Source organism: endosymbiont 'TC1' of Trimyema compressum (assembly GCF_001584725.1).
Lineage (GTDB): Bacteria > Bacillota > TC1 > TC1 > TC1 > TC1.
Window position 1 is genome coordinate 1,207,501 of record NZ_CP014606.1, and the last position, 25,819, is coordinate 1,233,319.

20 protein-coding genes are annotated in these 25,819 nt (G+C 33.0%); 5 read left to right on the top strand and 15 right to left on the bottom strand.

Features of this window, described 5'->3' with window-relative positions:
• The first annotated feature begins 180 nt into the window (after nucleotides 1-180).
• A complete protein-coding gene (locus AZF37_RS07625) occupies nucleotides 181-2,400 on the top strand; it encodes a transglycosylase domain-containing protein (protein WP_088370262.1) in 2,220 nt (739 codons plus the stop codon).
• Nucleotides 2,401-2,488: 88 nt separating this feature from the next.
• Here AZF37_RS07625 and tyrS read toward each other — a convergent pair whose 3' ends face one another.
• The gene (gene tyrS / locus AZF37_RS07630) at nucleotides 2,489-3,712 is read right to left on the bottom strand and encodes a tyrosine--tRNA ligase (protein WP_088370263.1); all 1,224 of its coding nucleotides are present in this window, start codon (nucleotides 3,710-3,712) and stop codon (nucleotides 2,489-2,491) included.
• 149 nt (nucleotides 3,713-3,861) lie between these two features.
• Here tyrS and AZF37_RS07635 point away from each other — a divergent pair, with 149 nt between their 5' ends.
• From AZF37_RS07635 to AZF37_RS07645, 3 genes are all read left to right on the top strand, one after another.
• On the top strand, nucleotides 3,862-6,021 hold the full coding sequence (locus AZF37_RS07635; protein WP_088370264.1) for a transglycosylase domain-containing protein: 2,160 nt from the start codon (nucleotides 3,862-3,864) through the stop codon (nucleotides 6,019-6,021).
• Nucleotides 6,022-6,535: 514 nt separating this feature from the next.
• Nucleotides 6,536-8,185, top strand: coding sequence for an LTA synthase family protein (locus AZF37_RS07640; RefSeq protein WP_172793099.1), 1,650 nt, complete (start codon nucleotides 6,536-6,538; stop codon nucleotides 8,183-8,185).
• Nucleotides 8,186-8,279: 94 nt separating this feature from the next.
• Nucleotides 8,280-8,681: a hypothetical protein gene (locus tag AZF37_RS07645; RefSeq protein WP_088370266.1), complete on the top strand. Its 402-nt coding sequence runs from the start codon at nucleotides 8,280-8,282 to the stop codon at nucleotides 8,679-8,681.
• 143 nt (nucleotides 8,682-8,824) lie between these two features.
• Here AZF37_RS07645 and AZF37_RS07650 read toward each other — a convergent pair whose 3' ends face one another.
• The 7 genes from AZF37_RS07650 to pcrA form a co-directional block, all read right to left on the bottom strand.
• Entirely contained in the window at nucleotides 8,825-9,187 is a 363-nt protein-coding gene (locus AZF37_RS07650) for a DDE-type integrase/transposase/recombinase (protein ID WP_162473761.1), read from the bottom strand.
• A 275-nt stretch (nucleotides 9,188-9,462) separates the two neighbouring features.
• Entirely contained in the window at nucleotides 9,463-9,597 is a 135-nt protein-coding gene (locus AZF37_RS13430; protein ID WP_162474002.1) for a helix-turn-helix domain-containing protein, read from the bottom strand.
• 104 nt (nucleotides 9,598-9,701) lie between these two features.
• On the bottom strand, nucleotides 9,702-11,147 hold the full coding sequence (gene gatB / locus AZF37_RS07655; protein ID WP_088370267.1) for an Asp-tRNA(Asn)/Glu-tRNA(Gln) amidotransferase subunit GatB: 1,446 nt from the start codon (nucleotides 11,145-11,147) through the stop codon (nucleotides 9,702-9,704).
• Nucleotides 11,147-12,595 (bottom strand): Asp-tRNA(Asn)/Glu-tRNA(Gln) amidotransferase subunit GatA, encoded by a 1,449-nt coding sequence (gene gatA, locus AZF37_RS07660; protein WP_088370268.1) that lies wholly within the window; start codon nucleotides 12,593-12,595, stop codon nucleotides 11,147-11,149. The genes gatB and gatA overlap by 1 nt, the downstream gene beginning before the upstream one ends.
• 11 nt (nucleotides 12,596-12,606) lie before the next feature.
• Nucleotides 12,607-12,891, bottom strand: a complete 285-nt coding sequence (gene gatC, locus AZF37_RS07665) for an Asp-tRNA(Asn)/Glu-tRNA(Gln) amidotransferase subunit GatC (protein ID WP_088370269.1) — start codon at nucleotides 12,889-12,891, stop codon at nucleotides 12,607-12,609.
• A 3-nt stretch (nucleotides 12,892-12,894) separates the two neighbouring features.
• Nucleotides 12,895-14,892 carry an NAD-dependent DNA ligase LigA gene (gene ligA, locus AZF37_RS07670; RefSeq protein ID WP_088370270.1) on the bottom strand — a complete coding sequence of 666 codons (1,998 nt, stop codon included), beginning with the start codon at nucleotides 14,890-14,892 and terminating at the stop codon, nucleotides 12,895-12,897.
• Between the two features lie 9 nt (nucleotides 14,893-14,901).
• On the bottom strand, nucleotides 14,902-17,055 hold the full coding sequence (pcrA, locus tag AZF37_RS07675) for a DNA helicase PcrA (RefSeq protein ID WP_425425425.1): 2,154 nt from the start codon (nucleotides 17,053-17,055) through the stop codon (nucleotides 14,902-14,904).
• A gap of 168 nt (nucleotides 17,056-17,223) precedes the next feature.
• Between pcrA and AZF37_RS13600 the strand changes: the two genes are divergently transcribed.
• Entirely contained in the window at nucleotides 17,224-17,700 is a 477-nt protein-coding gene (locus AZF37_RS13600) for a TDE2712 family protein (RefSeq protein WP_483855414.1), read from the top strand.
• Between the two features lie 14 nt (nucleotides 17,701-17,714).
• Here AZF37_RS13600 and AZF37_RS07685 read toward each other — a convergent pair whose 3' ends face one another.
• The 7 genes from AZF37_RS07685 to polA are packed head-to-tail and all read right to left on the bottom strand — an operon-like array spanning nucleotide 17,715 to nucleotide 25,691.
• A complete protein-coding gene (locus tag AZF37_RS07685) occupies nucleotides 17,715-17,909 on the bottom strand; it encodes a helix-turn-helix transcriptional regulator (protein WP_245611937.1) in 195 nt (64 codons plus the stop codon).
• A gap of 37 nt (nucleotides 17,910-17,946) precedes the next feature.
• Nucleotides 17,947-18,726: a prolipoprotein diacylglyceryl transferase gene (gene lgt / locus AZF37_RS07690; RefSeq protein WP_088370274.1), complete on the bottom strand. Its 780-nt coding sequence runs from the start codon at nucleotides 18,724-18,726 to the stop codon at nucleotides 17,947-17,949.
• Between the two features lie 55 nt (nucleotides 18,727-18,781).
• The gene (rsmA, locus tag AZF37_RS07695) at nucleotides 18,782-19,651 is read right to left on the bottom strand and encodes a 16S rRNA (adenine(1518)-N(6)/adenine(1519)-N(6))-dimethyltransferase RsmA (RefSeq protein WP_088370275.1); all 870 of its coding nucleotides are present in this window, start codon (nucleotides 19,649-19,651) and stop codon (nucleotides 18,782-18,784) included.
• Nucleotides 19,641-21,722: a helix-hairpin-helix domain-containing protein gene (locus AZF37_RS07700; protein WP_088370276.1), complete on the bottom strand. Its 2,082-nt coding sequence runs from the start codon at nucleotides 21,720-21,722 to the stop codon at nucleotides 19,641-19,643. Before AZF37_RS07700 ends, rsmA begins: the two co-directional genes overlap by 11 nt.
• Nucleotides 21,710-22,303, bottom strand: coding sequence for a dephospho-CoA kinase (coaE, locus tag AZF37_RS07705; RefSeq protein ID WP_088370277.1), 594 nt, complete (start codon nucleotides 22,301-22,303; stop codon nucleotides 21,710-21,712). Before coaE ends, AZF37_RS07700 begins: the two co-directional genes overlap by 13 nt.
• A 4-nt stretch (nucleotides 22,304-22,307) precedes the next feature.
• Complete coding sequence (gene mutM, locus AZF37_RS07710; RefSeq protein ID WP_088370278.1) at nucleotides 22,308-23,114, bottom strand: DNA-formamidopyrimidine glycosylase; 807 nt, start codon at nucleotides 23,112-23,114, stop codon at nucleotides 22,308-22,310.
• A 3-nt stretch (nucleotides 23,115-23,117) separates the two neighbouring features.
• Nucleotides 23,118-25,691 carry a DNA polymerase I gene (polA, locus tag AZF37_RS07715; protein WP_088370279.1) on the bottom strand — a complete coding sequence of 858 codons (2,574 nt, stop codon included), beginning with the start codon at nucleotides 25,689-25,691 and terminating at the stop codon, nucleotides 23,118-23,120.
• Between the last annotated feature and the right edge of the window lie 128 nt (nucleotides 25,692-25,819).

Genomic DNA, 25,819 nt, shown 5'->3' on the forward strand with positions numbered 1-25,819 from the left:
ATACCATTTTTCAAGTTTTTAGCCTTTATTATAATTTTTCTTGGAAATTTTCTTTTTATTAAGTTAAGTATTTACATCTTATAGTAGTTAAATGTATAATTAGTATTAGACTGAATTGATAATTTTACATAACAACCATTATTAAATAAAGAAACAAAAGCAAAAGGAGCTTGTAAATAAATGAGTAAAACTAAAAACACTAGCATTTCCAAAGAGGATATCGATATTAAAAAGAAAAAAACATCTAGGTTAAGAAAAGGGCTTTATGTGCTGTTTACAGGAGCAGCTATTCTTTTAGGAGGATTTACATTAGGTGTTACTGTATATAGTGGTAACATCGCCAGAAACTTGGAAGCAGTCAGCCCCGAAACACTTACATTTGATTTGACTTCTACCTTTTATGATAATGCTGGTAATATGGTTGCTGATAGATACGGCACTGAAAACAGATCTTGGGCAACTTTTGATGAATTGCCAAAAAATTTTATTAATGCAGTAGTAGCTATAGAAGATAGAAGCTTTTGGAGTCATGAGGGTGTAGATCCAATTGGCATTATTAGAGCAATATTTTCAAATTTTAAAGCAGGCGGCGTCAAAGAAGGAGCCAGTACTTTGACACAACAATTAGCTAAGAATGTTCTAATAGATCAATCTGATAGAACAGCTCAAGTAATGAGTAGAAAAATCAAAGAAGGCCTTATTGCTCTTGGGCTAGAAGAAGTTATGAGCAAAGAAGACATTATTACCTATTATGTGAACGTTATTAACTATGGTGAATCCTCCTATGGTATTAAAGCAGCAGCTAAAACATATTTTGGCAAAGAACTCTCCGAATTAACATTAGAAGAAGCTGCTATTCTTGCAGGAACACCTCAGTCTCCTAGTGATCAAAATCCTATTGCCAATATGGACAAAGCAATAGCAAGAAGAAATGATGTATTAAACGCCATGTCCACTGCAGGCTATATCACAAAGAAAGAAGCAGAAACTGCAAAGGCTACAGCAATTGCACTTAATCCAACAAGAACTAATGCCGGTACACAATATGGTTACTTTATTGATAGTGCTATTGGAGAAGCAGGCGACATACTAAAAGAAAAAGGACTAGCTTCATTATATACAGGTGGATACTCTATCTACACAACATTAGATACTCGAGGACAACAATTACTTGAAAAGTATTTTGCTGACCCAAACTATTTTCCAAACGAAGTTAATGGCGAACTAGCTCAAGGTGCAATGGTTGTTTATAATCAAAAAAATGGTCAGGTTAGAGCCATTCAAGGAGGTCGACAATATGAAGCTCAGCTAGGTTTAAACAGAGCATTATCTAAAGAAAGACTGGCTGGTTCAACATTTAAACCAATTGCAGCTTATGGGCCTGGAATTGAATTAGGCCTAACGGCCAATGATACTTATGTAGATGGTCCAATTAACATTAATGGCTATCAACCAAAAAATGCTTGCGGTAACTACAGTGGAGCAGTTACAGTTAGAACAGCTATTCAAAACTCCATTAACACAGTTGCTGTTCAAGTCCTAAATGATATTAGTACTGAAAAAGGTTATGATTTTGCTACACGATTAGGCATAGATATGCCAACTGAAAGTTCTGAGTATCTAAGTATGGCTTTAGGTGGTGCAGCAGCAGTCTCTCCAATTGAAATGGCCAGAGCTTTTGGAACATTTGGCAATGAAGGTATGAGAGAAAAAGCGCACTTCATTACAAAGATTGTTAACAGTAAAGGTGCTGTTGTTTATGAATACCAACCAGAAAACAAGCAAGTTATTTCACCAACAGTGGCTTGGTACATAACAGATTTATTACAGTCAGTTGTTTCATCAGGTACAGGCGCTCAATCAAAACTGCCAATTACAATGGCTGGCAAAACAGGTACAACAGAACTTCCAGGCGTGTCTGGTGGTAACAAAGACCTTTGGTTCATTGGTTATACACCATCAATTACTGCTTCTGTTTGGATAGGATTTGACAAACCAAATGCCCAAAATGCATTATATGATCAATATGGTGGTGGCTACTGTGCTAGACTATGGAAAGCATTTATGTCTGAATATTTAGCGCCTCTTGAAGATCAGCCATTTACAAAACCTAATCCATTAGAAACTATTCCTAGAAATTTCCAGAAGAAAAACATTATAGGATCGTCCGCTCCTAAGAAAGAAGATAAGAAAGAAGATAAGAAAGAAGATAAGAAAGAAGATAAGAAAGAAGATAAGAAAGAAGATAAGAAAGAAGATACTACAACTAATACAGTTGTTACAACTCCAGCGCCAGTTACACCAACCCCTGCCGAACCAGAAAAACCAGTTGATCCAGTAAAGCCTGTTGATCCAGTAAAGCCTGTTGATCCAAAAAAATCTATCACACCAACTCCATAATATCAAAAATCTAAGAGCCTAATAATAGGCTCTTTTTTTGCAAAAAATGAAACTGCTTCTAACAGTTTCATTTTCTTATAGCTTAATATTAAAATACTATTTTTACAAATTTCCGCTTACCAACTTGAATAACCATTTGGTCTTCTACCTTCAATTGACTATTTTCAGCCTTCGCACTATTAATACGAACAGCACCTTGTTCAAACATTCTTTTTCCTTCTGATGTAGAAGAAACTAATTTAAGAATATGCAACAGCTTGGGAATCCAGTAGATTTCTTCCTTATCTTCTGTAAACCTATATTCAGGAATATCCTCTGGTATCTGGTTCTTAGAAAAAACTTGAATGAAATTTTTTTCAGCTTCATCTGCTGCTTCCTTACTATGATATGTTGTAATTATTTCTTTAGCTAAAGCAATTTTATAATTTCGAGGATTCGCTCCATTATCCATTGCTTCTCTCATTTGCTCAATTTCATCCATAGAGATCTGTGTAGCTAATTCAAAATATCGGCAAATAAACTCATCTTTAATAGACATGAGTTTACCAAAAATTTCATTAGGCGCTTCATCAACCCCTACATAATTACCCAAAGACTTACTCATTTTTTGAACACCATCTAGGCCTTCTAAAATTGGCATTGTTATAGCAATTTGTCCAGGTAAATCATATTCCTTTTGGATTTGCCGTCCCATTAGAAGGTTAAACTTCTGATCATTTCCTCCTAATTCAACATCAGCTTCCAAAGCAACAGAATCATAACCTTGCATTAATGGATAGAAAAATTCATGAACACCAATGGGTTGATTATTTTTATATCTAGTTTGAAAATCATCTCTTTCTAAAATTCTAGCAACTGTAGTTTTCGCTGCTAAACGAATAACATCTTCAAAAGAAAAGGTAGCCAACCATTCACTATTAAAAACCAGCTTAGTCTTATCAGGGTCCAAGACTTTGAAGATTTGAGTTTTATAAGTCTCACTATTAATCAATACCTCTTCTTGGGTCAGCTGCTTTCTGGCAGAAGATTTTCCAGAAGGATCACCTATTCTTCCAGTGAAGTCTCCAATAATAATATAGATATCATGACCTAAATCTTGAAATTGTTTCATCTTCTGCAAAACAACTGTATGACCTAAATGAATATCTGGCGCAGAAGGATCTAATCCCAGCTTCACCTTTAAAGGTTTATTATCCTTAATAGCTTTTTTTACCTTTTTAACTAATTCTTCTTCAGGTATAATTTCAACTGCTCCTCTTTTGATTATACTCATTTGCTTTTCTAGTGATTGCTCCACCAAATCTACCTCCATTAATAATTTATTAGGATATCATAAACTTCATTGTAGCATAAAAAAGTGATTTTGAAAATTAGCTCATTTTTTGATATAATAAAGTTAATTTTATATTTGATAATTAATAATTATCAAATAAGCTTACAATAAAGGATGTGACTATACCTATGTCAAGAATTGACAATAAACATAATAAACGCCGTAGCGAAAAAACAGGAACTACAAAAAAGAAAAGTTCTTGGAAAAATATAACCTTAAGAATACTTATCACCCTCTTAGTTTTAACTATTTTAGCAGTAACAGCAGGCACTGTTTATTTAGCTTACTTATCAAAAACTTTGCCAGAATGGAACGAAGCAGTTTTTGATAAATCAATTACTTCACAAATTCTAGATAAAAATGAGCAGGTTATTAGTAAAAAATTTGCTCAGGAAAACAAAACCCCTGTAACATACAATCAAATATCACCAATGTTTGTAAAGTCCGTTATTGCTACAGAAGACAATGAATTTTATGAGCATAATGGTTTCAGTATTAAAGGAATCTTGAGATCTGCCGTATCAAATATTTTTTCTGGCTCCAAAGGTCAAGGAGGAAGCACTCTCACTCAACAATTGGCAAGAGGAGTATTTTTGAGCAGTGACGAGGCACTATCAAAAGACTACTCACGTAAAATTAAAGAAATACTCTTGGCTATGCAAATTGAAGAAAGATTAACAAAAGAAGAAATCTTTACACATTATGCCAATACAGCCTATTTTGGCCATGGTGCATATGGAATTGAAGCTGCTTCAACAACCTACTTTAATAAGCACGCAAATGAATTAACAGATGCAGAAGCAACGCTATTAGCCGGCTTACCTCAAAGCCCTTCATTTTACGATCCTTACGTAAACATGAATGAAGCCTTGAAAAGAAGGGCTATGGTAGTCAAACGGTTAGTGGAAACTAATAGAATTACTGAAGCAGAAGGAGAGGCAATTAAAAATACAGAAGTTGCATTAACAGATGGAACAGATTACTCATCAGATGATGCAACAACAAAAAACAATAAATACTTTACAGACTATATAACCATTCAAGCTGATAGAATCTTATCTGAAAAGAAACTGGAAAGTCTCTATAAAGGCGGTTATACAATTTATACTACTATGGATACTAATGTACAACAGTCTATAGAAAATGTTTATCAAAATAGCAGTTATTTCCCTAGCGGAATGAATGGTGTTAAGCCCGAAAGCGCTATGGTAGTTGTTGATCATACTACTGGAGAAATAAGAGGACTTGTAGGTGGTAGAACCTATGAATTAGAACAAGGCTTTAACCGAGCCATAGATGCAAAACGTCAACCTGGATCAACTTTTAAACCAATTAGCGTATATGGCCCCGCATTTGAAGCAGGAATTGTAGCACCTTCTTCCGTCTATAATGACTCTCCAGAACCTCCTGTTTATGATGGTCAAGGAAGACCTTATGAATTAGTTAACTACGAAGGCACCTACAGCGGTAAAGTGAGCATACGTAACGCTATTGCTCGTTCAACCAATACCATTGCTGTTAGAGTATTAAACGATATTGGTACTAAAACAGGCTTTGACTTTGTTAAACGTTTAGGCATTACTAGTTTAGAAGATAGTGAAAAAGATAACCTTTCTCTAGCTTTAGGCGGCTTAAAACAGGGAGTATCACCTCTAGAAATGGCTAAAGCATACAGTACATTCGCTAACAAAGGCAAATTAATAGAAAATACATCTATTCGAAAAATCGTAGATAGTTATGGTAAAGTAGTATATGAAGCTAAACCTAAAAGCCAACAAGTTATTAGTCAGGAAGTAGCCTATATGGTTACAAATACACTTGAAGATGTTGTTGATCATGGATCTGGAACAAGCGCCGCTTTAGCAAATAGAGATGCTGCTGGTAAAACAGGTTCTACTGATATGGTTGATTCTTCTGGCAAAGTGATTCATAATGGTAATAAAGATCTTTGGTTTGTTGGCTACACACCAGAACTTACTGCTGCTGTTTGGATAGGTTACGATCAAAGTGATGAAAACCATTACCTATCTAGAAGTTATAGCAGTAATATGTGTGCCAATATTTGGAGTAGCGTAATGAGCCAATCACTAGCCAATACGCCTAATAGCACTTTTGAAAAACCCAAAAATATTATTGAAGAAAACATTGATAGAACTAATGGTTTGCCAACAAACACAAACACTGGCTATACGGATATATTTATTAAAGGATTAGAACCCAAAAAAGCAAGTTCTTCATTAGTTGACAGTACTGCTGGCAAAGGATCTGCTACAATGAAAAATGGATAAATCAGCCTAAAATGGCAAGGTCCAGAAACAACATATACTATTTATAGAAAAATAGCAATGGAAAAAAACAGTTAGGAGAAACAAATTCAACCAACTTTATTGATTCATATCCCCCAAGTCTCGACCTATTGAATACATTGTCAATTCATCTGAAGATGAATTGACAATAACCTATGAATAATAACTAATATGTAGGAGCGTGAATTATTTGAACAACTCATTTGTAAATACAGCTAAAAAAAGAAATAATAAAATTAACACAAATAGAATAAAACCAGTAAGCAGTAAATCAAATAAAACAAAAACAAGTATTGCGCTTATCCCTTTTTATATAATTTTTATGACAATAGCTGTTGAAATATTAACACGCTTAAATATTCTTGATGCATTAATATTTATAGTTAAAAATCCTTTATATTTTTTATTAAATATCATACTTATAGGATTTGTTTTCTTACTATTTGTATGTATCTTCAACAATAAATATGTCTCATTATCAATAATGACAATTCTAATGGTCATATTGGGTATTGCTAGCAAAGTAAAATATGATTTCAGAGGAACGGGTCCCAGCCCAGCTGATTTTTTAACATTAGGAGAAGCAGGCGAAATGGCGGGAGTACTGACACCCGGCTTTATTTTAAGCATATTATTATACGTGATTTTAATTGCCATTATCGCTATGATACTTATTAAAAAAATGCGCTTGCCAAAAATTTCCTCTAAAAATAAATTAAAAGGTATTGTAGGATTTTTTCTTTTTTTCTTTTTTGTCTACTCCTTCTCGCCTGAATGGATTGTTATTAGAGGAGGTTCCGTACCAATTAAGGCTACTGTAAATGAAACAGGAGCCCCAGTTTACTTTTTTTCTCAATTTAATAATCCGGTTAAGCTTAAGGCACCAAATGAAAATGAAATTCAAACAGCTTTTAGTCATGAGCTTAGCACTATTAAATATAATAAAAATAACTCAAAAGAAAAACCAGATATAATTGTAATCCAAAACGAATCATTTTTTGATCCAACAGAAACAATGGATATAAGTAAATTTTCTGAAGATCCATTACCTTATTTTCACAAAATACAAAAGAAAAGCGACTCATTTTCTGTTACCTCACCTGTTTTCGGTGGCGGAACAGCTAATGCTGAGTTTGAAATGATTACAGGACTTTCTACAGTTTTTTTCCCAGCAGAAATGACTGTATTCTCTGGTTATCTAAATAAACCAACCATTTCCTTGGGAAGCATTCTTAGAGAACAAGGATATTATTCCTACCTACTACATCCTTTTTTTGGAAACTTCTATAAAAGAAATCAAGTGTATAGACTTCTTGGATTTAATGAATTTGATAGTCTAGAAACCATGGTTGATAATGACCCAACAATATACGAACGTGGACTTGCTTATCCCGGATCTCAATATATAAATGATATTGAATTAACAAATCAAATTATCAACAGATTAGAAAAAAATGAAAATGCACCAAAATTTATTTTTGCAGTCACAATGCAAGGACATGTTCCTTACGGCGGTCCTGAAAAATACGCAATTACTTATAATGGTAATGATATTGAAAATCCCGAATATTTAGAAGAATTTAATAGTTATTTAACTAGCTTAAGAGCTACTGATGAATCTATTAAAGAGTTAATTGAATATCTAGGAAATAGGGAAAAACCATCAATTGTAGCATTTTATGGCGACCATCAGCCTTCATTAAAGTTTAGAAATCTTGCAAACTTTCAAATGTCCAATGCCGAAGATACTCTAAAAAAACTATCTTCTGGAGAAAACCATAAAATGCATAAAGTGCCAGCATTTATTTGGAGTAATTCAGAATCATTAAAAACTACTGAAGAAACTATTGATATGACATCTTTAGGAGAAAAGGTTTTATCTGCAGCAAAATCTGATATGCCAAACTACTTCCATATCTTAAAAACCATGAGAGAAAAGGAGAAAATTAATTCTTTTACAGATTATTATATAGTAAAGGATAATATATTTTATCATAAAGATACAGATGAATATAAGATGATTTATGATAAATACAGACTTATTGACAGTGATATTCTCGGAAAATTCAAATTTATTGAAACAGACCCTAATAAATGGTTTGTTAAAAACAACAATAACTATATTGTTCCAAAACTAACAAAATAAGAATAAAAATGTTCCTGTTAAGATAATTTGACTTTCATTCGGATATGTTGTATAATACATAATATATGTATCGATACAAAGGAAAGTGAATGATATGGATAATGAAAACACTATCAAAAAAAAAATTAGCGAAATTACTCTAAGGGATATTAACGCCTTAGAGGAAGAAGAGAAAATTCTCATTGATATTTCCTATTTAGGAAGGCCTTACAACTTTGGCACAAGAAAATTGCTTCATAAAAATAAGCCTTTTAAAAACAACTATATTATTGATGATAAATATTTTAGAAGCGATGAGCAATTTAGACAAGAGTTGGCAATTCTAGGTAAAAAAATGATTGGCGAAGTTACAAACAACTTGACTAATGAATTTAAAAATCTATCATTTTTTATTTCAATTTATCAAAATGAAATAGAAGACTCTATAGTTGAACAACCTATTGTCTATGAGAATGACATGCAAAAAGTAGCGACTTATCATCTAGAATTATTTTAAAAAAAGACTTTGATAAAAAAGACTGAATTAAACCACCTGTTCAATTCTAAATCGGACAGGTGGTTTTCCATTAAGTTTCCGAACAGGCCTAATATAATTAAAATAGTGAATTGTTTTAGCGACTACAGAGCGTAAATCATCTTCTAACCAATAACGGGGCGGAATTGAAAACGCAAAACATCTTTAAACCTGCCAAAGAAACTTTCCGTAATGGCATTATCTTTTGGGTTATCGACTCTTGACATACTTTGAACAACATTATATTCTCTAAGCAAGGCTTGATAAGCTGATGAAGTGTATTGAATACCTTGGTCACGGTGTAAAAGGATAGGGTAATCAAGTACGCTTTGTTTTTCCAGAAACCTTTTTGCGGAGTCTAGAACAAATTTCATACCAAGAGAATCACTTAATTCCCATTCTATAATTTCATTGTTGAATAAATCTAAATAACAAATTAGATAGTAACATTTTCCTTTATGTTTAATATATGTAATATCTGAAACCACTTTTCTGAGAGAATCTAGTGTGTTAAATTTTCGATTTAAAATATTAGGATAAATACAGGTAACGGGCTTTACGTGTATATCCTCTAATATTGAGCCGCTTCATTGAACGCCACACAGACACATCACATACTTGCCAATCAACCTCTAATTCAAGTTTATCTCGCAGTTGTCGGTATCCCACATTGAAGGATAGTGGGTATGAATATTTTTAATATGAGCATCTAGCAATACTTGTGTTTTTCATACTGATTAGGTTCTCCTTCTGCTAATTATTGTTACTCCCATTTGTGGATGTTGCTTTCACTTATTCCAGTTTCTTTTGAGAGGTTTTTTCTAGATTCTCCTGACAAGTATCGCTTTACTATTGATAGCTTTTCTTCTTTACTGTGAAAGGTATATTCTTTTCTCACCGCCTTTTTTCATTATATAACAAAAGATAGGAGACACATCTTTTACGCCTCCTATCTTTATACTACTTCATAAAAATCAAAGTCTTTTTTTTATTCAAACTGTGTTATTTTAATTTATCTTTTAGCAATCCATTGACAATACCTGGATTAGCTTTTCCTCTAGAAGCCTTCATAACTTGACCCACTAAAAAGCCTATTGCACTTTCTTTACCACGCTTATAATCTTCAATTGCTTGAAGATTATTATTAAGCACTTCATCAACAAATGATTCAATCTCACTTGAATCTGTAATCTGAACTAGTCCCTTTTCTTTCACAATAGCTTCTGGAACTTTACCAGATTTTATTATTTCTGGTATTATTTCTTTAGCTATTTTTCCACTAATAGTCTTATCCTTTATTAAATCTAGTAATTTTGAAAAAGATTCTATTGTAACTTTTGAAGAAGAAACAGTCTCACCTTCTTCTTTCAAAGATTTCATATAATCACCCATTAAAAAGTTTACAATAGTTTTGCCATCATGACCATTTTTTCTAACACCATCATAAAAATCAGAAATAATTCTTTCACTTATAATGAGATCAGCATCATATTCAAAAAGGCCATCATTTTCAATTAGTCGTTTTCTCCTAGCATCAGGTAACTCTGGTAAACTTTCTCTAATTTCTTCAATCCACTCATCTGTCAAAATAATTGGTGGCAAATCAGGCTCTGGAAAATAACGATAGTCTTGAGCTTCTTCTTTACTACGCATAGATAATGTTATACCTTTTTCATCATCCCATGTTCTAGTTTCTTGAACAACAGATTCGCCTTTTTCAATAACCTTGATTTGTCTTCGAACCTCATATTCAATAGATTTTTCTAGCGCTTTTAAAGAATTTAAATTTTTTGTTTCTGTTCTTGTTCCTAGTTTTTTTTGCCCAATAGGTCTTACCGATACATTAGCATCACAACGCATAGAGCCTTCTTCCATTTTACAGTCGGACACTTCAATATAAGAAATTATTTGACGCAATTTTTCCATGAAAACTCTAGCCTCTTCACTGTTTTTTATATCTGGTTCAGAAACAATTTCTAACAGAGGAACACCTGCTCTATTATAATCTACCTGGGAAGAGCTTGAACTTGTAATTGTTTTTCCTGAGTGTACTAGTTTTCCAGCATCTTCTTCCATATGAGCTCTCGTAATTCCAATTCTTCTCATCTCTCCATTTACTTCAATATCTAAATGGCCGTTCTCACAAATTGGCAAATCAAATTGTGATGTTTGAAAGTTTTTGGTTAAATCAGGATAGTAATAGTTTTTTCTATCAAATTTACAAAAATTAGGTATTTTTGCATTTAATGCATGCCCTGTCATAACCCCAAACTTTACAACCTTTTCATTTAAAACAGGTAATGTTCCAGGCATCCCTAAACAAATAGGGCAGGTATGACTATTAGGGCTCCCCCCAAACTCAGTTGAACAACTACAAAATATTTTTGTATTAGTTTTAAGTTCAACGTGAACCTCTAAACCAATAACTGTTTCATATCCTTTTGCCATTATAGCACCTCCATATTAGGACTTTGTTTATGATAATCTGTATTTTGTTCAAACACGGCCCCTGCGTTCAATAATGCTTTCTCACTAAAAGGTTTTCCTAAAAGTTGCAAGCCAATTGGTAAGCCTTCTGAAAAACCACAAGGAATTGTTAAGCCAGGAATACCGACTAAATTAATAGAGGCTGTACATAAATCACCTAAATACATTGCAACTGGATCCTTATAACCTTCTCCAATTGTATAAGGTAAACACGGTGCAACTGGCGTTAATAAAATATCAAATTTTTCAAACGCTTTATCAAAGTCTTGTTTAAGTAAAGTTCTAACTTTCAAAGCTTTTAAATAATAAGCATCGTAATAGCCAGCACTTAATGCATAAGTTCCTATCATAATTCGTTTCTTTACTTCTTTTCCGAAGAATTGACCTCTTGTTTCTGACATCATGTCTGTAACATCTTCAACATCCTCTACTCTAGCGCCATAACGAACACCATCAAATCTAGCTAAGTTTGAGCTAGCTTCAGCCGAAGCAATAATATAATATGCCGGCAAAGCATACTCTGCATGGGGAATACTAACGTCCTCAATTATTGCACCTAATGATTCATATACCTTTAAAGCCGCCTTTATCTTCTCCATAACTACTGAATCACCTTTAAAGTATTCTGTTGGTACACCAATTTTTAAACCTTTAATTGATTTTCCTAAGCCATTAGAATAGCTTGGATTAGGCCTATTAACAGATGTAGACTCTAACGGATCATAGCCACTAATTGTTTCCATAACAATAGCACAATCCTCAACAGTTTTTGTAAAAGAAGCAACCTGATCTAGACTAGAGGCATAGGAAACAACCCCAAATCTAGAAACAGTACCATAGGTTGGTTTCATACCTACAATGCCACAAAAAGCTGCTGGTTGTCGAATACTGCCTCCAGTGTCTGTACCAAGGGAAAATACAACTTCATCAGCAGCAACAGTTGCTGCTGAACCACCACTTGAGCCACCAGGAACATGCTTGGTACTCCAAGGATTTTTAACAGCTCCAAAGGCTGATGTTTCACTTGTAGAACCCATAGCAAACTCATCCATATTGCATTTCCCAATTAGAATAGGAGATTCATTATTTAATTTCTTCATTACAGTCGCATCGAATATAGGCGTATAGTTTTCAAGCATTTTAGAAGCACAGGTTGTTCTTATGCCTTTTGTTGATATATTGTCCTTTACGCCCATTGGAATACCACTCAACACAGAAATAGGCTCACCCTTTTTTATTTTATCATCTATTGCTGCAGCGTCTTTTAGAGCTTTTTCCTCAGTAATGGTAATATAAGTCCCTAATTGGGGACTAGATTTTTTAACTTTATCCAAAGTTGTTTTAACAAGTTCAGTAACAGAATATTCTTTATTAACAAGACTCTCATGAGTCGCTTTTATTTTCCCCATTGCCAGTCCTCCTACAATATACTAGGTACTACAAAGCAGCCCTCTTCACTATCGGGTGCATTTTTTAAGACATCATCTATAGGAAGACTTTCCTGAATTTCATCTTTTCTAAAGACATTGTTCATATCAAGAACATGAATTGTAGGTTCAATACCCTCTGTATCTAATTCCTCTAACTTATCCATAAAAGTAATCACATCTCTTAATTCTTCTTCATAGGCTTTTTTTTCATCTTCAGTTAATGCTAATCTTGCTAGTGAAGCAACATGTTCAACTTCTTTTCTTCCAATAGCCATTTATTACGCCTCCTTATTTAATAATTTTAGTAATCCTTCTTCATCTAATACTTCAATGCCAAGTTTGTTGGCTTTTTCTAATTTACTGCCTGCTTCAGAGCCAGCTAAAACATAGTCCGTTTTCTTTGAAACGCTGGTAGATACTTTGCCACCATAATCTTCAATGAGTTTCATCATTTCTTTTCTATCATAATGAGGCAAGGTTCCTGTTAGGACAATAGTTTTTCCTTTAAATATGCTACCTTTTAAAACAAAGGTTTCCTCCATCATTACTCCTTGGTTTTTTAAATCCTCAATAATTTTTCGATTGCGCTCTTCACTGAAAAACCTAACTAGACTATCAGCCATCTTTTCCCCTACATCTTCTACGTTAAGGAACTCTTCTTTTTTAGCTTTTAAAAGAGCACCCATAGTCCTAAAATATCTGGCCAGTACTTTAGCAGATTTATTACCAACTAAGGGGATTCCAAAAGCAAACAATAATGGACCTAACCCTCTCTGTTTGCTTTTACTAATTGCTTCTACTAAATTATTTGCTGATTTTTCCCTAAAACCTTCTAATTTTTCTATATCATCTTTTTTCAACCTATAGATATCGCCTGGATTACTAATGAGTTTCTCATTTACGAATAACTCGACAATTTTTTCTCCCAATCCATCTATATCCACGGCTTCTCTAGAAGCAAAATGAATTAATCCTTTAACCCATTGGGCTGGACAATAGAGTTCACCTGTACAACGATGGCCGGCCTCTCCAGCAATGCGAATTACAGGAGAATTACAAACTGGGCATCTAGTAGGAAAAACAAAAGGAACTAAATCCTCTTGTCGCCTATCCAATACTACTTTTACTACTTCCGGAATTACATCACCAGCTTTTTGAATAACAACGTAGTCACCTGCTCTAATATCTTTTTCTTTTATATAGTCCTCATTGTGCAGGGAAGCTCTACTGACAACTGAACCGCCAATTAGAACAGGGGTTAATTCAGCCACCGGCGTTAATACACCTGTACGCCCAACAGAAATAGAAATATCCTCAACCTTTGTAATTTGCTGTTCTGGCGGAAATTTATAGGCAATTGCCCAGCGTGGACTTTTAGTAGTAGAACCTAATTCAATTTGATCTCTAATATTATTTACTTTTATAACAACGCCATCAATACCATATGAAAGATGACCTCTTTTTTCTACAATAGTTTCACAGAAAGCAATCATTTCTTCAATTGACCCTAAAAGTCGATCCTTATTAGTAGAAAAACCTAAAGATTCTAAATATTCTAAAGCCTCTTCCTGAGTTTCAATATCTTTACCTTTAAGATATGTTATTTCATAAAAGAAAGAAGACAAGTGACGCTTTTTAGTTTCCTTAGAATCTAGTTGCCGTAAAGAACCTGCTGCTCCATTCCGGGGATTTCTAAATTCCGCTAAACCGGCTTCTACCCGTTCTTTATTAAGCTTTACAAAAGTATCATTATCCATATAGACTTCTCCTCTGATTTCTAAATCAATAGGAACAGGTAATTCTAAAGGAATATCCTTAATCATTCTTACATTGTGAGTTACATTTTCACCAATAAAGCCATCGCCCCTCGTTGCACCAACAACTAACTTTCCTTTCTGATAGATTAGAGCAATAGACAATCCATCAATTTTCAACTCTCCAATATATTGAAGCTCTGTTTTTTCTAGAGTCTTTTCACAACGTCCATTAAAACTATCTAAATCTTCTCCTGAAAAAGCATTACTTAAACTTAACAAGGGATAACGATGAGTATATGTGGAAAATAAAACTAAAGGAGCCCCTCCTACCTTTTGAGTTGGGGAAGTATCTTTTAAAAATTCTGGATACTCCTTTTCTAACTCTATTAATTGATGCATATAATCATCAAATTCGCTGTCTGCAAGGGTAGGCATATCATAAAGATAATAGTCCTCATTGGCTTTATTCAATATTTTTGTTAAAGACTCATTTTTTTCTTTAGCCTCTTTTTTAGTCATTTATTCCACCTACTTGATTTTTTTAATGGGTGCATACTTGGCAATTAATTTCTTAACACCTAGGTTGGTAAAAGCAATTGAAAGGACACCATCGCAACCTTCTCCATCAACCTTTACAATCATACCTTCACCAAATTTACTATGGAAAACATGATCACCTAAAGTAAGGCCACCACCTTTGGCTTTTTCAAATGGATCTCTAATAAAAGTATCTCTTTTTTCTGTTGTTGTTCTATGAGGAAATTCCAATAATTCTTCTGGTATTTCGTCTAAGAACCTAGACTTATAATCGCCTCTAGTAATACCAAATTGATTTCTCTGCCAAGCTCTAGTTAAATAAACTTTTTCCTCACCTCTCGTAATACCTACATAACACAACCGTCTTTCTTCTTCCATTTCAAGGGGATCTCCTTGGGCTCTATAATGCGGAAAGATACCTTCTTCCATACCCGTGATAAAAATAACTTTATACTCAAGGCCTTTGGCCATGTGAAGGGTAATTAAAGTTACCTTTTCATCATCATTTAATTCATCTGTTTCGCTATATAAAGCTGTATTGGCCAGAAAAGCCTCTAAGGTTTTTTCCTCATCATATAAATCAAATTCACGGGTTTCAGATAAAAGCTCTTGCACATTTAAAATACGATCTTTTGCTTCTTCTGTTCTCTCGACTTCAAGGGCTTTTAAATAACCAGTTTCCTTTAAAATAACCTCAGTGAGCTCAGTTAAACTAACATTGCCTACAAGCTCCTTTAAGATCCTAATCAGGTCAATAAAGCCTTTTACTTTTGTTAGTGTTGTAGCAGAAAGATATTCATCTACACGATTTAAACTCTCTTCTAAGGTAATTTCCTGATTTCTTGCAAAAGCAAATATTTTATCTACAGTAGCTTTTCCAATTCCGCGTTTTGGAGTATTGATTATTCTTTCAAAACCAATGACATCAGCTGGATTATTTAAATATTGAAGGTAGGTAATAATATCTTTAATTTCTTTTCTTTTAAAGAAACTAACACCACCATATAGTTTATAAGGAATTCCATAGCGAGCTAAACTTTTCTCAATAATTCTAGATTGAGCATTAGTTCTGTAAAAAACGGCAAAGTCACTATAGGGTCTTTTTTCTTTTCTAGCAATTTTATCAATTTCTCTGACCACAAAAATTGCTTCTTCACTTTCGTCTGTTGCTTCATAACAACAAATTAATTCGCCACCTTTATTTTCAGTCCACAATGATTTAGGTTTGCGATCACTATTATTTTTAATAACTGCATTAGCAGCAGTAAGAATAGTTTCACTTGAACGATAGTTTTGTTCTAAGTAAATAGTCTTAGCATTGGGATAATCCTTTTCAAAATCTAAAATATTATTCATATCTGCACCTCTCCAACCATAAATAGATTGGTCAGGATCCCCTACTACACAAATATTATTATATTTCCCAGCTAACATTTTGACTAGTAAAAACTGAACATAGTTCGTATCTTGGTATTCATCTACAGAAATATACTTAAAGCGTTCTTGGTATTTTTCTAATATATCTGGATATTTTTTAAAAAGCTTAACTGTTAAATAGAGTAAATCGTCAAAATCTAGGCTATTTGCTTCTTTCAAAGCTTTTTGATAACTTTCATAGACTTGACCTACAGTCTCTTTAAAAAAGTTGCTGGCTTTCTTCTGCACATTCAAATAGTCTTCCATTCTATTTTTACAATTACTAATAGCATACAAAAGATTTCTTGGTGTAAATTTTTTATCATCTATTCTCTGTTCTTTAATTACTTTTTTTATTAAAGCTTCTTGGTCACTACTATCATAAATATTGAAACGAACTGTATAATCTAAAGCTTCAATTTCTTGTCTTAAGATTCTATTACACATACTATGAAAAGTACTTACCCATAAAGCCTTGCTTGTAAAGCCACTAGTCAATTCCCCAATTCGCTCTTTCATTTCGCTGGCTGCTTTATTTGTAAAAGTAATAGCTAAAACCTCATAAGGGCTAACGCCTCCTGCAATTAAATAGGCAATCCTTCTAGTGAGTACTCTTGTTTTTCCAGAGCCTGCCCCTGCAATAATTAAAAGAGGACCCTCTTTATGTAAAATAGCTTCTTTTTGTCTTTCATTTAATCCCATAAGTAATTCTGTCATTGTTTCCTCCATATTCTCTTATACATCCCTTTTTATTATATCATTTTTCACTGTTTTTTACATATTTATGATAGGATATCCTTAGCAATTAAAATAAACTTAGAAAGGAGTTTTTCTTATGTTAAAGGCTATAAAAATTGATTTTACTGCTGTTGAAAGTCTCCTGTTTTTTGGCAACTTATTTTAGAAAAAGAAAAAGTTAGTGAATTATATATCCTAAGAATTACAGAGCTACCTCCCTTTAAAGCTTCTTACATAGAACAGTTCGCCCATATATCTTTAAGACGGGTACTAAGTGCTATTTCAAATAGAGAAGTTTTCATAGGAGAAAACAAAGAACAAGGTCGATTTTGGAGCAATAACTTATGGATGCTAGAAGACATTAACTACATTACTAATCTTGTAGCACCACTTAAACGTTTAAATGTTGATGAATTAATCCCACTGATTAATGAAAATATTCCAAATGGAAAATATGATTCTCTAGAGATTTTCTTTGTCCCCCTTCATATTCAGACTACTTTTACAGAAAAAAATAAACTCTACATAAATTTCTTTTCAATTATCCCTCTAGATGATAATAGACCAACTATTAATTTAAAAGAATTAAAAAAAATAATACTAAAAGAATGTATAAAAATAGAAAAGAATGCCTAAGGCATTCTTTTCTATTAATCTTCAATATATGATTCGTCACCAAATAAATGCTCTAGAGTTGCATTCAGCTCATTACATATTTTTTTCATCACTTTCAAACTTGGATTATATTTACCGACTTCTATCAAGTGAATCGTTGGCTTAGCCACACCGACTTTCTCAGCTAAGGATTGTTGTGTGTGACCTCTGTCAAGTCTCAACTGCCGCATGTTTTTGTTCATTCCTTATCAACCCTTTCAATAATAATTAATTTTTTCTATGCTTATTCATAATCAAATATAAATATACAAGATATAACAAACTCAAAATAATACCAGTAAAGGCAACTATTTGCGCCACTCGTAATGGACCTAACATTAAACTATCTGTTCTCAAGCCTTCAATAAATAATCTGCCTAAAGAATTACCAAAAATGGCTAATGCAAGAAAAGTGCCTTTCTTAAAATTCACTTTTCTTAAAATTAGAAAAGCCAATACAACAAACCAAATTAAATCATTAATTGATTCATAAAGAAAAGTAGGGTGATAATAAACACCATTAATCAACATTCCATTTTGAATAAAGGTAGGAAAATGGCTAATAAATGATTCTGATACAGGACCTCCATGGGCTTCTTGATTTAAAAAATTCCCCCAACGACCCAGTCCTTGAGCAAATAAAACACCGACGCTAATGACATCAAGATACCTCAGTATATCAATTTTTTTCCTCCGAGCATAAAGAACAAATGCAAGGACACCAAAAATAATACCGCCATGAAAAGCAAGTCCACCATTTCTCGTATTAATAACATCCCATAAATTATGAAAATCACCTAAGTTGAAGAGAACAAACCATAGTCTAGCACCAATAAAGCCTACTATAACTGTAATAATGATTCCATTTAAAAAGTAATCCTCATTAAAATTTTTCTCTTTTTTTAAAATAAAATAACTGAATAAAATAGCTACTAAAGCACCTGCTGCAATGAGTATACCATACCACATAATTTCTATGCCAAATAAATTAATTGCTATTGGATCCATCATATCCCCTTTTCATTTTAAAAATATCCAACACAATGTGTTTTTAATTATACCACTAAAATTCTCTCCAGGCAACATTTGCCATCTGAATATATTCTGTCATTTTTAAAGTTTCTCCTCGTCTTTTTTCATCAATATTCAGAGACTTTAAAAAGGCTCTTGTCTCTTCTTTATCACCCATAAAAAATGGTAATAAACTATTTGATAATGTTTTTCTCCTTTGATTAAAACCACAGCGCACTAACTGAAAAAAAATTTTTTCAACTTCTTTTGAAAGTAATTTCTGCTGCCTAATATTCATTTTCAAAACCATGGAATCCACCTTTGGTGCTGGATAAAAAGACTGGCTGTCAACAGAACAAATGGGAACACATTCAGTATAATAATTTATAGCTAACGTTAAAGCGCCATATGCTTTAGTTCCTGCTTCTGCAATCATTCTTTCCCCAACTTCCTTTTGAACCATTACTGTAATACTCTCAATAAAGTCATATTTTTCCAAAAGCAACATCAATATTGGTGTTGTAATATAGTAAGGTAAATTTGCTATAACTTTAATCTTTTTTTCAAAGTCACCAAAATGGGATTTTATACTTTCTTCTAAATCAATTTTTAAAATGTCCCCTTCTACAATTGATAGGAATCCAAATTGCTGTACATTTTCCCGTAACAAAGGAATGGCCTTTTTATCTATTTCAACTGCTAAAACATGAGGATTCTTCTCAACTAAATATTGAGTAAGAGATCCTGCACCAGGACCAATTTCAACAACAATATCTTCCGAAGAAATTTGGGGACTCTCAACAATTTTTCTAGCCACTTGTTCATTAATTAAAAAATTCTGACCCAGACCTTTTTTTGTATAAAAATCCTTTTTTCTTAACACTGATTTTAAAGTATTATTATCTGTCAGTTTATTCCTCATTAGGAACCTCCCTAAGGGTTAAACCAATTCTATTTCGTTCCTTATCTAAAGAAATAATTTTACTTTTAACGACTTGCCCAATCTCTAAAACATCCAAAGGATGCTTAATAAAGCGATTTGTAATTTGAGAAATATGAACAAGTGCATCCTCATGAACACCAATATCAATAAAAGCCCCAAAATCAACTATATTTCTAACAGCTCCAGATATGATCATCCCTTCATGAAGCTGTTCAATATCTAATACCTCTCTTTTAAAGATAGGCTTTGGTAAATCTTCTCTAGGCTCTCTTCCGGGCTTTTCTAATTCTTTTTTAATATCTGCAATTGTCTCTTTAAGCTCGTTACCAGATATTTCTTCGCCATTTAACAGAGCTTCACCAATCCAATAACTCTCTGGGTGAATTCCGGTATTATCAAAAAAATTATCCCCGTCTTTAATTCTTAAAAAACCTGCACACTGAGAAAAGCCTTTTGGACCCAGTCCTTTTAATTTTAAAAAAGCCTTTCTATTTTTAAAAGTACCATGTTCCTGTCTATGACTATACATTGCCTTTGCTACCTTGGTATTGAGACCCGCCACATAACTTAATAATTCAACAGAAGCATTATTCACATCAACACCTACAAAATTAACACAGTTTTCTACTACACCATCTAAAGCACCTTCAAGCTTCTTCTGATTAACATCATGTTGATACTGTCCAACACCAATTGCTTTAGGTGATATTTTCACCAATTCAGCCAGAGGATCTAACAAACGTCTCGCAATTGATACCGCACTTCTCAAATTAACATCCATATCTGGAAACTCATCTCTAGCAACCGAAGAAGCGGAATAGACACTTGCTCCTGCTTCATTTACGATAGTATACGCAGTTGTTACTGTCTCTTTTAAGACCTCTACTAAGAAAGCTTCACTCTCCCTTGAAGCTGTGCCATTACCAACTGCAATTGCTGTAATGCCATACTTTTTTATTAACGCTAATAGTTTCTTCTTACTTTCTTCAAATTTCTTTTGAGGAGGCATTGGAAATATAATAGCAGTATCTAAAACTTGTCCAAACTGATTAATAACAGCTAATTTACAACCTGTTCTAAACGCTGGATCAAATCCAAGTATTACTTGATTATTTACTGGAGAAATCAAAAGCAACTGCTTTAAATTCTTCTTAAATACATCGATAGCCCCTTCTTCACTTCTTTCCTTAAGCTCAGCAAAAAGCTCTCTTTCTAAACTAGAAAATAGTAAGCGTTTTAAACTATCTTTAAAAAAGCCCCTTAACTCATCAGCAAAAAGCTTATTGGAAACTTTATACTCTCTGTCTAAAAGTTGCAATATTTGTTCTTCATTAAATTCAATTTTAATGCTTAATGCGCCTTCTTTTTCCCCTCTCAAAAGCGCTAATACGCGATGATTTTTAATGGCATTAAAAGGCTCTTGATAATCATGATACATATCATAAATACCATCTTTATCTTTTTTCCCAGTCTCTTTTCCCTTACTTGTTATCAAACCGTTTTTTCTTGTTAGCTGACGAATGTAGTCCCTAACAGTTTGTGAATCTGAAACCATTTCTGCAATGACATGCCCAGCTCCTTCTAAAGCCTCTTCTAAAGTCAATACTTCTTTATCCGGATTTACATATTGACTTAAAATAGCATCCTTCTCACCCTTATCCATATTTAAGACTTCCAGTGCTAATGGTTCTAATCCTTTTTTCTTAGCAATAGACCCCTTTGTATTCTTCTTAGGTTTAAAGGGTCTGTAAATATCTTCAATTTCAGTCAGAATAGTGGCATTATCAATAGATTTATCTAATTCATCTGTTAAATTTTCCTGTTCCTTTAAAAGATTCTTAACCTCAACCTTTCGCTCTTCTAAGCGAGTATAGTAATCTGCTTTCTCAAATAAAACCCTTAATTCTTCATCTAATAATCCCCCGGTTCTTTCTTTTCTATACCGGGCTATAAAAGGAATTGTATTTCCATCTTCTTTCAATTCTAAAGCAGCCTTAATTTGAGAGGGCTTAAAAGGAAACATTTGACCTAGTGCGTTTACAATATCCATTTATTCTTTTTCTCCAATCTATTTATAAGTTGATCAATTTCTTTATATATATTTTTTTTGCTTTCATTTGTATTAATAATAAAATGCGCTTTCTTTTTCTTTTCCGCTAAAGGATACTGGCTTCTTATTTTTAACAAAGCCTCTTTTTGTGTAATCTCATCTCTTTTAACTATGCGATTTATTTGAATATCTTCAGAGCAAGCTACTACCCAAATCTCATCTACCATATATTCTAAGTTAGCTTCAAATAGTAGAGGTATTTCTAAAAACACCAATTTATGTGCAGTGCCTTGTTTTTTCAATTCTTCAATAATATTGGGGTGGGTAATTTTATTTAACAAGGCTCTGTCTTCTTTATTAGAAAATATTAATTGACCTAACTTTTTCCTATTAATTTCCCCATTTGATAAAAGAACAGCCTTCCCAAAAGCATCTACAATATTCAGATAATTTTGATTACCTTTTTTCATTAATACACTTGAAATCTCATCAGACGAAACAATAGGGTAACCTTTTTCTTTTATATAAGAAGCAACAAATGACTTTCCCGTACCAATGCCTCCTGTAATTCCAACTATCATAATTTCACCTCTTAGTCTGACACTGAGGACAATAAACAGTTGTTCGACCAGCCACTGTTATTTTTTTCAAAGGTGTTTTACAGACATAGCAACCTTTTCCCTTACGACCATAAACTTGATGCTGATCTTGAAAACCACCTTCCTTACCTTCGCTGTTAACATAATCCCGTATAGAAGAACCACCTTCCTCTATAGCTGTTTGCAGAACAACATAAATCCCTTCATAGAGCTTTTCTTTCCGTCTCTTACTAAAGTATTCTACATTCTTCTGGGGATGAATCCCAGCATAAAATAATATTTCATCTGCATAAATATTGCCAATACCTGCAATTATTTTCTGATCTAAGAGAATCTTCTTTATTGACCCCTTAGCTTTCTTAAGAGCCCCATTAAATTCTTCATAAGTCATTTTAAGAGGTTCTAATCCTAGCCTGGATTCAAAGTAAGCATTTAGCTGTTCCTTCTCCAAGAAAAAAAAGCCTCCAAATTTTCTGATATCTCGATAGCTAACAATCTTCCCATTGGCTAGATGAATTTTCAAATGGGTGTGCTTATCCTCTAAATCACCTTTTAATAATTGTCCTGTCATTCTTAAGTGAAGAATAACATAGCCTTTTTCCATTTCAAAAATTATATATTTCCCTTTTCTATTTAAATGTTTAATCCTTTGACCTTCAACATTGCTTCTAAATAGATCTATATCTCCACTTACAACAACTGAATCTAATATTTCTATAAATTCTATCTGCTGATTTTCAAGAAGTGTAGCCACAGACATTACAATGTTTTCAACTTCTGGTAATTCTGGCATCTTCTATAACTCCTCCATATCATACCAATTCTTGCCTATTTTCATATCCAGTTCTAATGGTACATCTAGTGTCATAGCATGACTCATTTTATCCGCTATTAATACTTTCATTTTATCTATTTCATTTTCTGGAACTTCAAAGATAAGTTCGTCATGTACCTGAAGGACCATCACAGATTCTAAGGCTTCAGCAATTAAGGCATCATTAATATGAATCATAGCAATCTTTATTAAATCTGCAGCTGTACCTTGAATAGGTGCATTCATAGCCATTCTCTCAGCACCAGAACGCACCATACACTTACTGCTTTTTAAATCAGATAACAAACGATACCGTCCAGTTAAAGTGCTGACCTTCAATGTTTTTTTGGCCTCCATTAAAGTCTCATCAATCCACCGTCTGACATCAGGATAACGACTAAAATATTTCTCAATATAGAGCTTTGATTCTTCCATTGGAATATTTAAATCCCTACTGAGTCCAAAATCACTAATACCATAAACTATTCCAAAATTAACAGCCTTAGCCTTCCTTCTCATATCTTTTGTTACTTCACTCATTGGTACATCAAATACCTCACTGGCTGTTTTTGTATGGATATCCTCACCATTTAAAAAAGCTGATTGTAAATTCTTATCACCGGATATATGGGCTAATACTCTTAATTCAACCTGGGAATAATCGGCAGATAAAAAGTAGTTTCTTGCATTTACAGGTACAAAAGCTTTTCTGATTAAACGGCCTTCTTTCATGCGAATTGGAATATTTTGAAGATTAGGATTTTCACTTGACAACCTGCCTGTTACTGCAACCGTTTGATTATAAGTTGTATGGACAACTCTATCTTTATCGGTTAAAGTAAGCAATCCTTGAATGTAAGTATTAAAAAGTTTTGTAACTTTTCGATATTCTAAAATCAATGTAATAATAGGATGCTTATCTTCTAACTTTTCTAAAACTTCTTGATTGGTTGAATAACCTGTTTTAGTTTTTTTAAGAGGTGGTAATTCTAATTTTTCAAATAAAATTTTACCTAGTTGTTGTGGCGAATTAATATTAAACTCTTCACCTGCTAAGGCAAATATATCATGGCTTAAACCACTAATCTTTTCTTCAATTTCACTTTCCATCTTTTTTAAAGTTTCACGATTAAGAGCAACACCATGATGTTCCATTTGGCATAGAATTGGTAACAAAGGCTTTTCAATATTATTGTAAACAGAAAAAACATTGCCCTCTTCTAATTGTTTCTTTATAATTTCATATATATGCCAAAGATTTTGAGTGTAATAGGCTTTATCAACTTCTGCACCCATAAAAGCACTCATAAATGAATCTATATTATAAGTTTTTTCTGGATGAACAATATAAGCCATTAATCTTAAATCATAAAACTTAAAAGAAGTTATCTTTTTCGATTCAGCTAAAAAAAGATGAAACAGTGGTTTTGAGTCAAATGAAATAAAGTTTCCACCCTTTCTAAGTAAACTACTGACTACAGCTTCAGTAACAGCTGGCATTGGAAAAGACACCTCTAAAGTTATTGGTTTTTTCCCATTATAAATACTACAAAGACTAATTTCTTGCAACTCATTTAATTTTAAATATAAAGTCCATTGAGTCCCCTCTAGTCCTTCTAAATCTTTAAGAAAAGTATTGATTTCATAATGTACTACAGGCTCAATAATTGGAATCATAGCTTTTTCATCCTCTGCATTTTCAATTCCAAACTCACCTAATAGGGATTTAAATTCTAATTCTAAAAGCAATTTTTTTAAAGCTTCTTTATTGCCTAAAGCTAAACCAAATGGGTAAGCATCATAGGAAATGGGAACATCACAATGGATAGTAGCTAAATCTCTACAGAAAAATGCTTCATCCTTATATTTAATTAAATTTTCCTTTACCTTGCCTTTTAAATCATCTAAATGATTATAAACTCCTTCTAAGTCGCCATATGCTGTTATTAGTTTTAAAGCTGTTTTTTCACCAATACCAGGAACCCCTTTAATATTATCTGAAGCATCACCTTGCAAACCTTTTATATCTTTTACTTGGTCAGGATCTAAGCCAGAGGTTTCTTTTAAGGTTAGTACATCTAATTTTTCAATTTGGGATAATCCCTTTCTAGTCAAATAGACAGTCACATCATTATCAATGAGTTGTAAACTATCTTTATCTCCCGTTACTACATAAACATGGTCCCCAGTAGCTTTTCCTTTACAGGCTACCGTACCTAAAACATCGTCAGCTTCAAATCCTTTCGCTGTTAAAATAGGAATTCCCATATACTTTAAGACATCCTTTAAAATAGGAAATTGACTTACTAAATCCTCATCAGTCTTTTTTCGTTGAGCCTTATATTCTTTATAGGCTTCATGTCTAAAAGTTTTGCCAATATCAAAAGCTACAGCCATGCCATCTGGATTTTCATCTTTAATCAATCTCAAAAGCATTTTCAAAAAACCATATACCGCATGTGTTGCCTGCCCTTCTTTATTCATAAGGGATCTCATGGCATGAAAGGCTCTGTGAATTAAACTGTTGCCATCTATTATAAAAATTCTTTTTTTCATTATCTTGCCTCATCTTCTTAATCATTATCTTGCCTCATCTTCTTAATCATTATCTTAATTATACTCTAATTTGAAAAAGACTTGAACTAAAATTGTTGTTTTCTTAGGTCATTTACAGGTATAATGTT